At 39.8% G+C, this 15,315-nt stretch carries 13 protein-coding genes; all 13 read left to right on the top strand.

What is annotated here, in order from left to right; genetic code table 11:
• Window positions 1-226 precede the first annotated feature (226 nt).
• Window positions 227-1,267 carry an MraY family glycosyltransferase gene (locus tag PHV30_09495; GenBank protein ID MDD5457255.1) on the top strand — a complete coding sequence of 347 codons (1,041 nt, stop codon included), beginning with the start codon at window positions 227-229 and terminating at the stop codon, window positions 1,265-1,267.
• Between the two features lie 3 nt (window positions 1,268-1,270).
• Window positions 1,271-3,661, top strand: coding sequence for an N-acetylmuramoyl-L-alanine amidase (locus tag PHV30_09490; GenBank protein MDD5457254.1), 2,391 nt, complete (start codon window positions 1,271-1,273; stop codon window positions 3,659-3,661).
• A 54-nt stretch (window positions 3,662-3,715) separates the two neighbouring features.
• Entirely contained in the window at window positions 3,716-4,093 is a 378-nt protein-coding gene (locus PHV30_09485) for a hypothetical protein (protein ID MDD5457253.1), read from the top strand.
• Window positions 4,094-4,295: 202 nt separating this feature from the next.
• A complete protein-coding gene (locus PHV30_09480) occupies window positions 4,296-6,101 on the top strand; it encodes a histone-lysine N-methyltransferase (GenBank protein MDD5457252.1) in 1,806 nt (601 codons plus the stop codon).
• On the top strand, window positions 6,101-8,038 hold the full coding sequence (locus tag PHV30_09475) for an aconitate hydratase (GenBank protein MDD5457251.1): 1,938 nt from the start codon (window positions 6,101-6,103) through the stop codon (window positions 8,036-8,038). The genes PHV30_09480 and PHV30_09475 overlap by 1 nt, the downstream gene beginning before the upstream one ends.
• 2 nt (window positions 8,039-8,040) lie before the next feature.
• A complete protein-coding gene (locus tag PHV30_09470) occupies window positions 8,041-9,780 on the top strand; it encodes a proline--tRNA ligase (protein ID MDD5457250.1) in 1,740 nt (579 codons plus the stop codon).
• 30 nt (window positions 9,781-9,810) lie between these two features.
• The gene (locus PHV30_09465) at window positions 9,811-10,449 is read left to right on the top strand and encodes a lytic transglycosylase domain-containing protein (GenBank protein ID MDD5457249.1); all 639 of its coding nucleotides are present in this window, start codon (window positions 9,811-9,813) and stop codon (window positions 10,447-10,449) included.
• Window positions 10,446-11,447 carry a 2-hydroxyacyl-CoA dehydratase gene (locus PHV30_09460; GenBank protein MDD5457248.1) on the top strand — a complete coding sequence of 334 codons (1,002 nt, stop codon included), beginning with the start codon at window positions 10,446-10,448 and terminating at the stop codon, window positions 11,445-11,447. The genes PHV30_09465 and PHV30_09460 overlap by 4 nt, the downstream gene beginning before the upstream one ends.
• Window positions 11,434-12,183, top strand: coding sequence for a glycosyltransferase family 2 protein (locus tag PHV30_09455; GenBank protein MDD5457247.1), 750 nt, complete (start codon window positions 11,434-11,436; stop codon window positions 12,181-12,183). Before PHV30_09460 ends, PHV30_09455 begins: the two co-directional genes overlap by 14 nt.
• On the top strand, window positions 12,183-12,713 hold the full coding sequence (locus tag PHV30_09450) for a hypothetical protein (GenBank protein MDD5457246.1): 531 nt from the start codon (window positions 12,183-12,185) through the stop codon (window positions 12,711-12,713). Before PHV30_09455 ends, PHV30_09450 begins: the two co-directional genes overlap by 1 nt.
• Window positions 12,694-13,404, top strand: a complete 711-nt coding sequence (locus PHV30_09445) for a hypothetical protein (GenBank protein MDD5457245.1) — start codon at window positions 12,694-12,696, stop codon at window positions 13,402-13,404. The genes PHV30_09450 and PHV30_09445 overlap by 20 nt, the downstream gene beginning before the upstream one ends.
• Before the next feature lie 78 nt (window positions 13,405-13,482).
• Window positions 13,483-14,340 carry an HlyD family secretion protein gene (locus PHV30_09440; GenBank protein MDD5457244.1) on the top strand — a complete coding sequence of 286 codons (858 nt, stop codon included), beginning with the start codon at window positions 13,483-13,485 and terminating at the stop codon, window positions 14,338-14,340.
• Window position 14,341: 1 nt separating this feature from the next.
• Window positions 14,342-15,315 (top strand): DHA2 family efflux MFS transporter permease subunit (locus tag PHV30_09435; GenBank protein MDD5457243.1); only part of this gene is annotated, 974 nt, incomplete at its 3' end.

Below are 15,315 nucleotides of genomic sequence, written 5' to 3'. Positions count from 1 at the left end.
CAAAATCAGGTTATAACAAAGTATCTTTTGATTGCAGGAATACAAATGGCAATGTATTACCCAATGATACTTATATTGCTATAGTTACTGCCCTAAACGGTACACAGAAATCATCAGCCAGAACACTGCTCGCAATTTGCCGCTAATTATAATTTTGACACAATCATCCTACTGATAATACAATACAAATATATCCGAATAACACGGATATGTTTATAATATATTTATGAATTACTGGCTAATATTACAAATTTGCGGATATTTTCTCGCTGCTCTAATCCTCACAGCATTAATTACTCCACCCATTATTAAGAGGGCTATTTCCTGGAAAATCCTGGACACTCCCAATGGCCGTAAAGTGCATAAATACTCCAAGCCCCGTGTGGGTGGCCTGGCCATGTTTTGTATTTTTTTTATTCTTGTTTTAACCATCGATATTTATTCTCCGCTGATACGCGGTGTTATTGTAGGTTCTACCCTGATCACTTTTTTCGGTTTTCTGGATGATCTTCTGGGGATCAGGGCACTCCCCAAACTTCTATTTCAGTTAATGGTTGCTTTTATTACAGCCAGTCCTTTTTTTGGATTTGATATTCAGATTAATTCACTTACTGTTTTATCTCAGGTGACAATTCCTCTTGGTTTTTTATCGGTTCCAATTACAATGATCTGGATTGTAGGGGTAATGAACGCCATTAATCTTATTGACGGACTGGACGGACTGGCTGCGGGCATATCGGCTATAGCCGCTTTTACTTTTTGCGTCGCAGCCTTTGCTTTCGGGCACATTGATACCGGTTTGATGCTTGCTGTATTACTGGGAGTGACGCTGGGATTTCTGCGCTATAACTTTAATCCGGCCAGACTCTTCATGGGAGACTCAGGCAGTTACTTTCTGGGTTATAACCTTGCTGTGCTTTCGGTCATAGGTATTTGGAACCATGAAGGTGTTTTCAGCTTTGCCATACCTGTTTTGGTCCTGGGGATTCCTTTTTACGATGTTTTAACTTCCATATTGCGTCGTCTGAAAAACAAAAAACCGATTTTTTCCGCTGATGGACAGCATATACATCACAGGATCATGGCAATCGGATTTACACACAAACAAACCGTGATTGTTATATATCTGGAAAGCCTGTTTTTAGCGGTTTCCTCCGGTTCACTCATTCTGATCAAGAATAATGCAGCCATTTTAGTTTTTGCGCTAATCGTTTTTTTGATTCATTTTTCTTTTGTTTATCTAAAAAATCATTATAAAGAACAGTAATTCATGAAAATACGATGGTTTTTATTTACTATTGTATTACCGGTAATGCTGTTCAGCTTAAATATCCAAAATGATGCAATAATTCTCTTTGACGGTAACCGTCTGGACCTCAGGGCCAATCCGGTCATACAGAATAATCTGTTAAATATTCCGCTGGAAGAGACCTGCCAGCGCCTGAACCTTTCATTTGTAAAATCCAAGAACAAACTCACTGTAAAAAATAATTTTAAAACTATAGTTTTTCACAAAAATCTGGACCTGGTCCAGGTAAACGATCAGAAATATTACATGCCTGCAAAATCTTTCTTATACCAAAGTGAATGGTATGTGCCTTTAAACTATTTCGCCTGGTACGCCGGTTATACCGTACATCGTAAAGACCGTTTTTATTATGTGTCCAAATTGATGAGCAAGGCGGAAATAACTGAAGATGCAATAAAACTTGTTTTTTCCTGCAAGATTGATGATGATAAGTTTCAATTAGTCAGGGAGTCAGATGGTTCTTATACCTTGGCGCTGAAAGACACGATAATCAACTTTCCGCGGCTTGTCAAATCCAACAAGACCTTTGAGCAGATATATCTCGGACAAATCACACTTACTCCGGACTTAGCTAAACTATCGATAAAAACCAAAAAAGAACTGGATATAATCCTGCAGCAGAATATTCTCTTAATAAAACCCAAAGACGCTTCTGTAAAAATAAAAAAAGAAGAACCCAAACCCGAAGTGTCGACAATAACACAAATTCAGGCAGTGGACTACGGAAAAACACGCGCCTCGGAAAAAGCTACATGGATACCTTCGTTTCAGGGTATTTCCAATATTAAAATCAGCGTCAAAGGTAAAAAGAAAACCGTCACGGGTAAGGCAAAGATCATTGATAACCAGTATATATTACCTGTAGAAGATATACTGACACCTTTCGGCTATGATTATTATCTTGATGAAAAACAAAACCTGTTTATCAAATACGGCGATAAAGAAGAAATAAATACAAAAGTAAAAGCCTACAAAATAGGGCAGGAGGTTTATGCTCCTGTGCAAAAACTCGCAATGGCTATAGGCTTGGGACTTCGCTGGGATTATAGAATCCACACCCTGTTTATAAATCCTATTATTTATGATATAGCCAACGAACTGCAAAAATCCGGCGATGTCATTGTTGTTAAATCTTATAATGAAATAAACCCCAAAGATATTTTTCAACTCTCCAAACCGGCACGGTTGGTACTGGATATTCCCAATGCTGTACTGGACTTCAAGAGGGCCGTGAGCACTGTTACGGAAAGTAACTTCACGATAATCAGGGCAGCTCAGCTTGATGAAGAAACTGTGCGCATAGTCGCTGATCTGAAACAAGCAAAGAGCTATGGTTTGTCTCTTTCCGACGACGGTACCAAAGCTTATATCCAATCCGCGGGGAAAATAGAAAAAATTCGTTTTGAGGAAAACACGAAAACCGCAAAACTGGTAATTAAAACAAGCCATCTCGCCTCCACGAACATCAACGAAAAAAATGAAAAACTTGTTATTGATTTTTATGATATGACTTACGAAGCCAAACGTGATTATTATTTTACAGGTTCCTATCTGGAGAAAGTCGAAGGACTTCAACGCAATTGGGATCCACTTGCCGCGCAAATGACAATTACATTGAAACCAAATATCAGATATAAAGTCCATGCAGATAAAGATGACCTTGTCATCAATCTCTACAAACCGGTTAAGGAAATTGTTGTCGCCAAAGAAACAAAAGCGGAAATAAAAGAAACAAAAGAAACAAAAAAAATAACAGAAGAAGTAAAAGAAGTTAGAACCGAGGTTAGTACAACGCCATATAAAAAATTGCCGCTGGCCGGAAAATCCATAGTTGTGGAAGCAGGACACGGAGGTATTGATGTCGGAGCTATAGGTTATGGCAATGTTTATGAAAAATGGTTTACACTGGACATCAGTAAAAAAATACAAAACCTATTAAACGAGGCTGGAGCTTCTGTGCTTATGCCTCTTGAATCAGACCAATATTTATCTCTATCGGCCCGTACCATGTTCGCCAATCGCAACCGGGCAGATTTCTATCTAAGTGTACATTTGAACAGTTTTGGAAATCCTCATTATAACGGTACAGAAACGTATTTCTATAAAAGCACAGATTATCAGCCCTGTAAAATTATACATGAAGCTCTGCTCAAATCGTTACACCGGGTTGATAATGGCGTACGTAAGGCTCATTTTTTTGTGCTGTTCCATACGAACATGCCCGCGGTACTTATCGAACCTGTTTATCTTTCCAATCCTGATGAATACAATTTATTGCTCACTGAAGACTTCCGCGATAAAATCGCTAAAGCTGTGGTTGAAGGAATTATCCGCTATTTTAATAAAACTTAGTGAACACCTCAGTATTAAATTGTATAATAATAAAATACTAATCCGGAGGGATAAATGAAACATTTACTACTTTCCATGCTAGTCATTATCTGTAGTCTGGCTTTATCTGCCACATCTTCAGCCCCCGCGACTGATGTTTTTGATCCGATGTATCGATTACTACCGTTAGCTGATGTGGAAAACTATGTTAAGTATTATAGGAAATTACCGAACTGGCCTACAGCGGATTTGACAATCATTGATCCCAATTCTGCAGAAATCCAAAAAAAATTGCTGGAAAAAGTTGAAGAATTGACACTCTATGTAATTCAGCTGAAAAAGGATAATATGGAACTGAATAAAAAGATTGATCTTTTACAGCAACAGGTTTTAAATGCTCAAATCAATCAAATTCAACAAATCAGAAATACGGGTTACGGAGTTTTTCAATAAAAAGCCTGACAGCATAGACAATGCCTTGATTAACCGGAAAATTCAAAGATATCAATAGCCAACACAAATTCCGGTTTAACGCGTCTTCCTGAATCACATTGCTGAATTAATTAAAAAATTGCCCTGAGAAGTCCATCAATACTGCTTGATTTAAACATTCAATCATATTAAAATGTTGGAAACAAATTAGGGAGGATTAGTCTTGGAATATACAAAAAGCCACGGTTTCTTAAAAAAAACTAGAGATACTTATAATCTGGTAGACCGCAAAGACCCGGAACTTTACCGCGACTTATTCCCTTATTCCGAAGTTCCCAAAGTTGTATTTGACGATAACATTGTCACCTTTGATGTTCCTGAAGAAATATGGATAACCGATACTACTTTCCGTGACGGACAACAATCACGAGCTCCTTTTACAGTAGAGCAAATTGTAGAAATTTATAAATTTCTTAATCGTCTGAGCGGAAAAAACGGCGTAATAAGACAAAGCGAATTTTTTCTGTATACAGATAAAGATAAAAAAGCAGTAGAACAGGTGCTGGCACTTGGATACAGATATCCAGAAGTTACCGGCTGGATAAGGGCTGCCAAAGAAGATTTTAAGCTGGTCAAACAAATGGGGCTGAAAGAAACAGGAATACTTACCAGTGTTTCTGACTATCATATTTTTTTAAAACTGAAAAAAACACGTAAAGAGGCGTTTGATTCCTATGTAGAAATGGTGGAAGTTGCCCTGGAAAACGGCGTACTTCCGCGTTGCCATCTGGAAGACATTACCAGAGCAGATATCTATGGATTTGTGGTTCCTTTTGTACAAAAGCTTATGGATATAGCGAATAATGCAAAAACACCGATTAAAATTCGTTTATGTGATACCATGGGCTATGGAATTCCTTATCCGGGCGCAACCTTACCCAGAGGAACAGCGAAACTGGTACACGCTTTCAAGAATGAATGCGGTGTTCCTTCGGAATGGCTGGAGTGGCATGGACATAATGATTTTCATAAAGTAGTTGATAATACAGTAACTGCCTGGTTGCACGGAATAAGCGCTGCTAATTGCGCCATTTTCGGTATAGGCGAACGAACGGGAAATGCGCCTCTGGAAGGGCTGATTTTTGAATATATCAGTCTGATGGGTTCATTAAACGGTATAGATACACTGGTTATTACTGAAATGAAAGAATATTTCGAAAAAGAACTGGGGCATCAGTTCCCAAAAAATTATCCTTTTATAGGTGAAGATTTTAATGTTACCAGAGCCGGTATTCATGCGGATGGTCTGGTTAAAAATGAAGAAATTTATAACATCTTTGATACTCAAAAACTTTTAAACAGACCTTTATCTGTTAGCATTTCCGACAAATCCGGTACGGCTGGAATTCTGCACTGGATCTATAAAAAATATCCTGCAGCCCTGGAAAAAAATGTAACTAAAAAACATCCGGCCATCTTAAAAATATATGACTGGATAATGGATGAATACAATCTGGGCAGATCAACCTCTATTTCCGATGAAGAAATGGAAAAACTGGTAATTAAATATTTGCCGGAATTATCCACTTCTCCCTACGCGAAATTCAGAAAAAAACTTGCAGATGAAGCAGTAAGCATCATAGAACACATTGCCACCAAGAATGAATTAAAATCGATGGTACCACAAAAAATTGAACCTATACTGGAAGAAATGGCTTTGAATGATCAGGCCATGAAGCTGCTATCAGTTACAAATACCAAGGGTAAAAAAATTACGAAAAACATCACTCAGATCGAAGACAAAAAGGCATATGAACATAAACTATTGGACGAAGATTTTTCAGACAGGGATTGGTTTATTCAACCGATTAAGCATGGCAGCTCATATATTTCCGACCTGTATATGTCAAAAATCACAGGGAATCCTACAATTACCGTCTCCACGCCCGTATTTGACCATGAAGAAAAAATCATAGGGATACTGGCTATAGACTTCAACTTCGATGAACTGGCTATGGAGATAGGGTAGTGAATGTTGTAGAAAAGATCCTCCGCGAGCATTTGAAGGAAGGGTCTTTATCAAAATCCGCGGAAATCGGTATTCATATAGACCAGACTTTAACTCAGGACGCTACCGGGACCATGGCTTATCTGGAATTCGAGGCCATCGGTCTCAAACAAATAAAAACAGACCTCTCGGTAAGTTATATAGATCACAACACTTTGCAGGATGGTTTTGAAAACGCCGATGATCATCGCTATCTGCAAAGCATCGCTGAAAAATTCGGTCTTTACTTTTCCAAAGCAGGAAACGGTATATGCCATCAGGTACATCTGGAATCCTTTGCCATACCGGGGAAAACTCTTCTAGGCTCGGATTCACACACTCCTACAGCCGGTGGAATAGGCATGCTGGCCATAGGGGCAGGCGGGCTGGATGTTGCGGTAGCTATGGCCGGAGGCCCTTTCTATCTGCCGAATCCAAAAATTGTGCGTATTAATCTGGAAGGCAAGCTCAAACCTTTTGTAACTGCTAAAGATATAATTTTAAAAATCCTGCAACTGCTTACAACCAAAGGGAACGTCGGCTATATCATAGAATATGGCGGGATAGGTCTCAAATATTTATCTGTACCGGAAAGAGCAACCATTACCAATATGGGAGCCGAGCTGGGAGTAACAACATCTATTTTCCCGTCAGATGAGATAACCTATGAATTTATGAAAGCGCAGGGACGATCTCGGGACTGGAAAGAAATTTTACCTGATAAGGGTTCCAGATACGCCAAAACGTTGACCATTAATTTAGCGGAATTAAAACCTATGGTCGCATTACCACATTCACCTGACAATGTTAAAGAGGTCAATGCTGTGGAAGGCACAACGGTTGACCAGGTGCTGATTGGCAGTTGCACAAACAGTTCCTACAAGGATTTATTTACAGTAGCCCGGCTCTTGAAAAATAAAAAAATTAATTCCAATGTTTCTTTCGGGATAGCACCCGGTTCCAAGCAGGTTTTAGAAATGATCAGTAAAAAAGGCCTTTTAGCCCCAATGATAGCGGCAGGTGCCAGAATACTGGAATCAACCTGCGGTTTCTGTATAGGCATGGGGCAGTCTCCAACAACAGACGCAGTCAGCCTGCGTACAAATAACCGTAATTTTCAAGGTCGTAGCGGTACCGAAAGCGCGGGGATATATCTGGTCAGCCCAGAAACTGCCGTAGCTTCAGCCCTAACCGGTAAAATAACCGATCCGGCTGGTTATTTTAAAAATACAAAAATCGAGTATCAGCAGCCGGTCAAATTTATTGTTAATCAATCGTTATTAATCAAACCGTTGCCCGAAAAGGAACGAGAAAAAATTAAAATAATCAAAGGGCCCAATATCGGTGATCCACCTTTTAACAACCACCTGGAAGAAGAACTGAACGCCCGTGTTTGCATAAAAGTAGGAGATAAAATTACTACTGATCATATTATGCCTGCTGGTTCTTATCTCAAGTATCGTTCCAATATCGATAAATACTCTCAGGTAGTCTTCAAAAATGTAGACCCGGAATTTGCCGCACGTTGTATTGCCAATAAAAGCGAAGGATTAGCCGGCATCATTATAGGCGGCCTGAGTTATGGACAGGGATCCAGTCGTGAGCATGCTGCAATTTGCCCGATGTACCTGGGTGTGCGGGTAGTGCTGGTAAAAAGCATAGAACGCATTCACCGGGCGAACCTGATTAATTTCGGGATTATCCCGCTACTTCTTTCCTACTCCGGTGATTATGACAATTTCCAGCTGGGTGACGATTTATTAATTGAAAACCTGCCGGACAGTTTAAAAAATAAAACATCTATAGTAGTACTGAATAAAACAAAGAAAAAAAGAATTAATACACTGGCGGAATTTTCCGACCGGGAAATCAGCTATCTGTTGGCAGGCGGCAAATTAAACACTTTAAAGGAGAAATAAATATGCGTTACAGCCAATACTTTATACCCACTTTACGTGATGTTCCGGCTGACGCCGAAGTCCCCAGCCAGATTTTTGCTTTAAGAGGGGGTTATGTAAAAAAAATTGCCGCGGGAATATATGATTATTTGCCGCTTGGTCTGCGGGTAATCAGAAAAATTGAAAACATTATTCGTGAGGAACTGAATAAAAAAGGTGCCATAGAAATACTTATGCCTTCCATGGTGCCTGTGGAACTTTGGCAGGAAAGTGGTCGCTGGTATGCATATGGCAAAGAACTACTGCGTATCAAAGACCGAGCCGATCGCGAATTCTGCTATGGGCCAACCCATGAAGAAGTTATAGTTGATATGGTCAGAAATAACATTCAAAGTTATAAACAATTACCGGTAAACCTCTATCAGATACAGGCTAAATTCAGAGATGAGATCAGACCCCGTTTCGGGTTAATGCGGGCAAGAGAATTCACCATGAAAGACGCCTACAGTTTTCATAGCAATACCGAAAGCCTGGATAAAACTTATCAGGATATGTTTGAAGCCTATTCCAATATTTTTAAACGCTGCGGACTGAAGTTCAGAGTTGTAAGAGCCGACTCAGGGAATATCGGCGGCAATGCTTCACAGGAATTTATGATAACTGCCGATACCGGTGAGGACGCTATTTTATATTGCGATCATTGCGACTATTCTGCCAATATTGAAAAAGCTACCACCATAATAAAAAATATTGATTCGGAACCAGCAAAAAAAATGGAACTTGTGAATACTCCGGACAAAAAATCTATTGAAGAGGTTGCGAAATTTCTGAAGGTACCAGATTATAAAACCATGAAAGCCGTATTTTATCGGTTTCTCAAGGGTGACAAACTGGGTTTTGCCATGGTCTTTGTGCGTGGAGATTATGAAATAAATGAAACAAAAGTAAAAAATATTCTGGATGCTACCACAATAGAACTTGCCAAGCCTGAAGAAACTTCGGAATACTGGGGCTGTGAAAATGGCTTTATAGGACCTAACAAACCATCCAAAAAGAAAACTGACTACCAGGTTGTCGAATTATTTGACAATTCTTTAACCAACGCCAAAAATATGGTCTGCGGGGCCAATCAAAAAGACAAACACCTGCTTAATTTTAATCCTGCGAGAGATTTAAGCCGCTTTGAAGATATTGTTTTTGTTGATCTGAACATGACCAGAGAAGGTGACGATTGTCCGGAATGCCATAAAGGAAAATTAAAAAAGGAGAGAGGGATAGAAGTCGGGCATATTTTTAAGCTCGGGACCAAATACTCCAAGGCTATGAATGCCTCTTATCTGGATGAAAAGGGCCTGGAGCAAAATTTTATTATGGGTTGTTACGGAATCGGAGTAGGACGCACAGCTATGGCAGCTATAGAACAGGCTCATGATGAGCATGGGCCTCTCTGGCCAGTGCAGATAGCTCCTTTTGAGGTAATTCTAATCACCGCTAATATGGAAACCCCGGAACAGGTGACGGCAGCGGAAAAACTATATATAGAGCTGCAAAATAAAAACATTGAGGTATTATTTGATGACCGTAAAGACCGGATTGGCGTGAAATTCAATGACGCAGACCTTATTGGGGCACCGTTACGAATAATAATCGGGAAAAAAATAGCAGAAGGAATAATCGAGCTCAATTACAGAACTGGCAACAAGGTAGACATAACTTTCAAGGGAGCCGCAGAGCTGATTGCCGATATATTAAAGAAACTTTGACCTGAATCGGAATGAAGGGGACTGAAATTTATGGATTGGGCGACGATTTTTGTAGTTTTTGTAATTATTTTTTCTATTTTTTCCACATCACATCAGGACCCGCAAAAAACATTTCTGGAAAAACCTACTAAATTCAGACAAGCCAGAATGCTCAGCCAGAATGTTGATGCATCCATGACAGGACAAATTCCATCATATGACGCTACCAATCTAAACACCTATCAAATAATTACCAGCTATATCATGGACAATTTCAGCACAGTACCGATTGGCGATGTTTTGACTATTGCTGAAAATATTATAGTTTATTCCAACATCTATAATCTTGATCCTCTGCTTATGACTTCTTTGATAGCAGTGGAATCAGAATTTAACAGGTGCGCCGTGTCACCTTCTGGTGCCAAAGGCCTGGGACAATTGATGGACTTTAATCTGCAATGTTATAAAGTCAGCGATCCTTTTGATATTGAACAAAACATTCGGGCGACCTGTACCATGATGAGAGAATTGCTCGACACCTGGAAAGGTGATGTTCAGTATAGTTTGGCTTCCTATTTTGAGGGAGTAAATGCTATTATACGCAAAAAAGACAGCCCGTTCAGCGAAAAAACGACTCGCTATGTATATAAAGTTATGAGCCGTTATGAGGTTTTAAAACAATATAAATGACCAGTATAGCGTTTACAACTACCATCCCTCAGGAATACATCTGGCCGACAAGCCATGTTCCGCTGGACCTGAACAATTATTTTATAACCAATCCTGATCCCATGAAATTTATTGATTCCGGCGAAAGAAAAGGCATGCCCCGTAACACCTGCAGTTGGATAAAGGGGCTGCTGGGAGTTCTGGATGATCTGGCAGAAAGAATCAGCGTAATCATAGCAGTAACCGAGGGTGATTGCAGCAACAATCATGCCCTGATCAATATGTACCAGTATTATTACCCGCACATAGATATAATTCGTTTTTCTTATCCTTCCGATAAAAACCCGGAAAAATTAAAGATGGAACTGGATAAACTGGGCAGTTATTTTGGAGTGTCCTACGATAAAGCCATGCATACAAAAAAAATCCTGGACCAGCTGCGTTCCAAAATCAATAAATTTGATTTGCTGCAAAACGAAAAAAATACGCTCAGTGCTAAAACCGTCCAACAACTGCTGGTCTCCACTACAGATTTTAACGGCGACTATAATCTGTTTAATTCACAGGTAGATGCTCATATCCAGAAATTGCAAGGCCAACAAGCTATTACCGATAAAATTAAAATAGGATACACCGGTGTACCCACGATCTATAATGATTTATTTGATTATGTGGAGAATACTTTTCCGATAAAGGTAGCTTATTTTGAGGTAGAACAGGACTTCAGCATGCACTGGTTAAAACACGACCTTATTCAACAATATCTGGCTTTTCAATATCCATATGACCTGTTCAACCGTATTCAAACAATTAATATGGAAATAGAACGCAGGTCATTGAAAGCTATAATTCATTATGTCCAGTCTTTTTGTCACAGGCAGATTGATGCAGCTCTCATTCAAAAGCTGATTAAAGTACCTGTTCTGCTCCTCGAAGGTGACACTCCCGGACCTCTGGATATGCGGACAAAAATCAGAATAGAAAGCTTCATGGAACGTCTCCAGGATGAAAACCGTTAACGTATCCGTAATTATCGTTCACTATAACACACCGGAACTGCTAACGGATTGTTTGAAATCTTTATATGAATACACTAAAGATGTTACTTTTGAAGTAATTATTGTAGATAACAATTCTAAAAATAAACCGGACAAAAATCTAAAACAATATCCGGATTTAACATTTATAAACAACAAAGAAAACTATGGTTTTGCCAAAGCCAACAATATGGCCGTAGTTCAAGCCAAAGGGCAATATTTGTTGTTTTTAAACAGCGATACTTTATTGATTGAAAACAGTCTTAAAAAATGTATGAAATATCTCGATGAAAACCCGCAGACTGGAATACTTGGGCCACGTCTGTTAAACACCGATAAAACCACACAGTATTATGGCAGCATCATAAATCACTGGCGATACTGGGGCAAAAAACCGCGGAAGGTAGGTTTTATTTCGGGCGCGGCTATGTTCATAAAAAAAGATTTATTTCAAAAAATCGGTGGTTTTGATGAACATTATTTTTTTTATAATGAAGATGTAGACCTTTGTAAAACAGTCAATAAAACAGGTCTAAATGTTATTTATTTCCCGGGAACTTCTATCGTTCATTTAGGAGGGAAAAGCACTACGAGAAGCCATATGCTGCGTAAACAGGTTTATAAGAGCAGCTGGTATTTTTTTAAAAAGCATTACCTGAAACTCACCCCGCCTCACACCGGCCGAACGACCGACCCTCTCCGTAAACGAAAAAAGTAATGCAAAACATATTAAATAAATTTTTATTTTTTTTTATGCTGTTCTTTTTTATAAGTCCTGTATATTCACTGGTTACACCGAACTTTCAGATTGAAAAATCACTGTCCGCGGAATCACTTACTTTTGAGTCCTATCAAGTTCAGCAAAACGAATCCATGACTGTCGGCGGATTTACCTACCAGCGTTTTTTTGATAAATCAAAACTTTTTTGGGGCGGAACAGGTTACGGAGCATTGCTGGGAGACCGCGGCGGCTACTTTATCGGCGGATTTATTCTTGGTTATGATCATTATTTTTCAGAGAACTTTTTTGTTGAACCCCTGATTTTTGTGGGAGGGGGAGGCGGGCATGGAGCGCCTCAGGGTGGTGGAGGAATACTTCGACCATCGATCGCGGTAGGATATTTGCTAACCGACAGTATATTTATTAAGTTGCAAACCGGTTATATTGATTTTATTAACGGGCAGATAAAAAGCTGGCTTACAGGCTTTACTATAGGATATAATTTTTATGATGTTTATGGGAGATAAAGTAGAGCACTCTCTGAAAATGACACATCTGTTCTGGTGGTTGTCCGAAAATGAAGACTTTAAAGTCATTGCGAGCGAAGCGCGGCAGTCTACATTTCTAGATACGTGGATTGCTTCGTCGCAGACGCTTCTCGCAATGACAAAATATATTTTCGGACAAGCTCAACAGGTAGTGGGGTCTATCTTCTTTTTTCTCCTTTCCAGCCTGCTTTTTGCTCTACCGCTGACCGATACCGATTATAAAAACCTGCAAAAACAAAAAAGGGTGGAAACCCTGGTTTATGAAGTTTGTAAACCGCAACAGATACCCGAGTTTTCCATGCTGGGTGTTCAATTTGACCGTTTCCTGACCGACAATCTCTACCTGGGCGGGTCTGCCTATGGAGCTGTTAGCGGCGGACGAGGCGGATATGCTCTTGGAAGCTTTAATCTGGGTTATGTCTGGAATCTTTCGCAGGACTTTTTTGTAGACGGGAAACTGATGCTGGGAGGAAGTGGAGGTGGCGGAGTGCCTGTTAAGGGAGGGCTCATGATACAACCCATGCTGAGCATTGGTTACCAATTCGGAAAAGAGGTTCAGCTCAGGATCGGTTATGGGCAATTTATTGCTCTGGATAGCGATTACAGAGCTGAAATTTTCAATATCGGAATAAGTTTTATTACACAACATTTATTTCTACCCATTTATTAAAATTAGTTAATTAGACAAAGTAACTTTCGGCCTATATAATCCATATGTTATTTAAAATCGAAAGGACAGGGATTTCGGATGACTGAAAAAAGCGCAACAAACAAGGAACCATTAAAAAAAGCACAAAAAAAGTGGTGGCAATACCGCAGGTCAAAAATTGTAGGAAGCGTATTATTAATAGGTTTTGTGGCCGGAATGTTGATTTGGCTGTATATGTTCAGGCCATATGTTTCCACAAATGACGCGCGTATTGCCACAACATTGGTACGAATCGCACCAACTGGGGTCAGTGGCAGGATTGAAAAAGTAAATGTTATTGAAGGAGACCGTGTAAAAAGAGGTCAAATTTTAATTGAGCTTGATCATCGTATTGCACAGGCCCAGTTAGACAAAGCCAAAGCAAAATATAATCTGCTTTCCATCGATCTGGAAAGGACACAGAAACTGGTAAAAAGCAACAATTTGCCGCAGCGCGATCTGGAAAACGCCCGCAGCAATTTCTTAATAGCCGAAGCAGAGGTAAATCTCGCGCAAATTGCCCTGGATAATACTTTTTTGAAAAGTCCGATAGATGGAATTGTTGTTCAAAAAATTGCTGAAGTTGGAAACATTTTAGACCCCAGCCAGGTAGGTCTGATTATTTCCGATATTGACCATGCCTGGGTTTATGCCAATATTGAGGAAACGTTTGTTGGCAGGTTACGTTTAGGTCAAACTGTTGCCATTAAAATAGACGAGGGAGGACGCTTAACAGGTAAAGTTATACAGATACTGGCGGCTACGGCTTCTCAGTTTTCTCTTATCCCTGCCGATAATGCGGCCGGTAATTACACTAAAGTCGTACAACGTATACCTATAAAAATAGAGCTGGACCCGCATCCCAACAAAATGCTCAGGTCAGGACAATCAGTAGAAATACGTATTAAAGTTCGTTGATATGAATACTGCAATACCCAAGGAAAAAGATAATTACAAGTGGATTGTAATGATCATCATCATGATCGGAATCATGATGTCGGTTCTGGACAGCAGCATTGTAAATATTTCCATACCGGCAATCATGGCGGACTTCGGTTCCAACGTAAATGACATTCAATGGATTGTTACAGCCTATATGCTGAGTTTTGCTGCTTTAATGCCTCTAACCAGCTGGTTCAGAGACAGAATAGGCTATAAATTTCTCTATATATCCAGCCTTTTTATTTTTACGCTGGGCTCAATTTTATGCGGCATGGCCTGGAATCTTCCGTCGCTAATAATCGCCAGAATCCTGCAAGCTGTAGGCGGGGGAGCTATTAGTCCCACCGCAATGGCCATGCTGGCTGACGTTTTTGAACCTCATGAAAGAGGGAAAGCCATGGGATTTCTGGGCCTGGGTATAATTATCGGCCCAATTTTTGCTCCGACTCTGGGTGGTTTTCTTACTAAAACATTTGGTTGGAGATCGATATTCCTGGTAAACATTCCCATAGGGATTGTCGGACTATTTATGGCTTCATCGCTGCTCAGACATGATAAACCCCATGCCAGCACACACAAACCTTTTGATCTCTGGGGTTTCATTTTTCTTTCCATTTTTCTGATATCTTTCCTGCTCGGCGTTTCCAAAGGGGAACAGGAAGGATGGACTTCCACGTATATTGTAACCTGTGCCATACTATCAGTAGTAAGTTTCATCCTTTTTTTATGGGTAGAAAGTCTGGTAGAAAATAAAGTTTTTGATCTGGACCTGTTTCACTATCGCAATTTCTCCATTTGCATGGTTATTTCGGCTATTCGATCTGTAGTATTGTTCGGAGGCATTTTTTTGCTGCCGTTATTTCTGCAACAATTGATGGGCATGGATGAAATCCAGAGCGGATTAATATTGCTTCCGGGGTCGTTGGTAGTAGCCATGATGCTACCCATAGT

The sequence above is a fragment of the Candidatus Margulisiibacteriota bacterium genome (assembly GCA_028715625.1).
Classification (GTDB): domain Bacteria; phylum Margulisbacteria; class Riflemargulisbacteria; order GWF2-35-9; family GWF2-35-9; genus JAQURL01.
The sequence above is the reverse complement of the archived record's forward strand: the minus strand, read 5'-3'. Positions and strand labels throughout refer to the sequence as shown.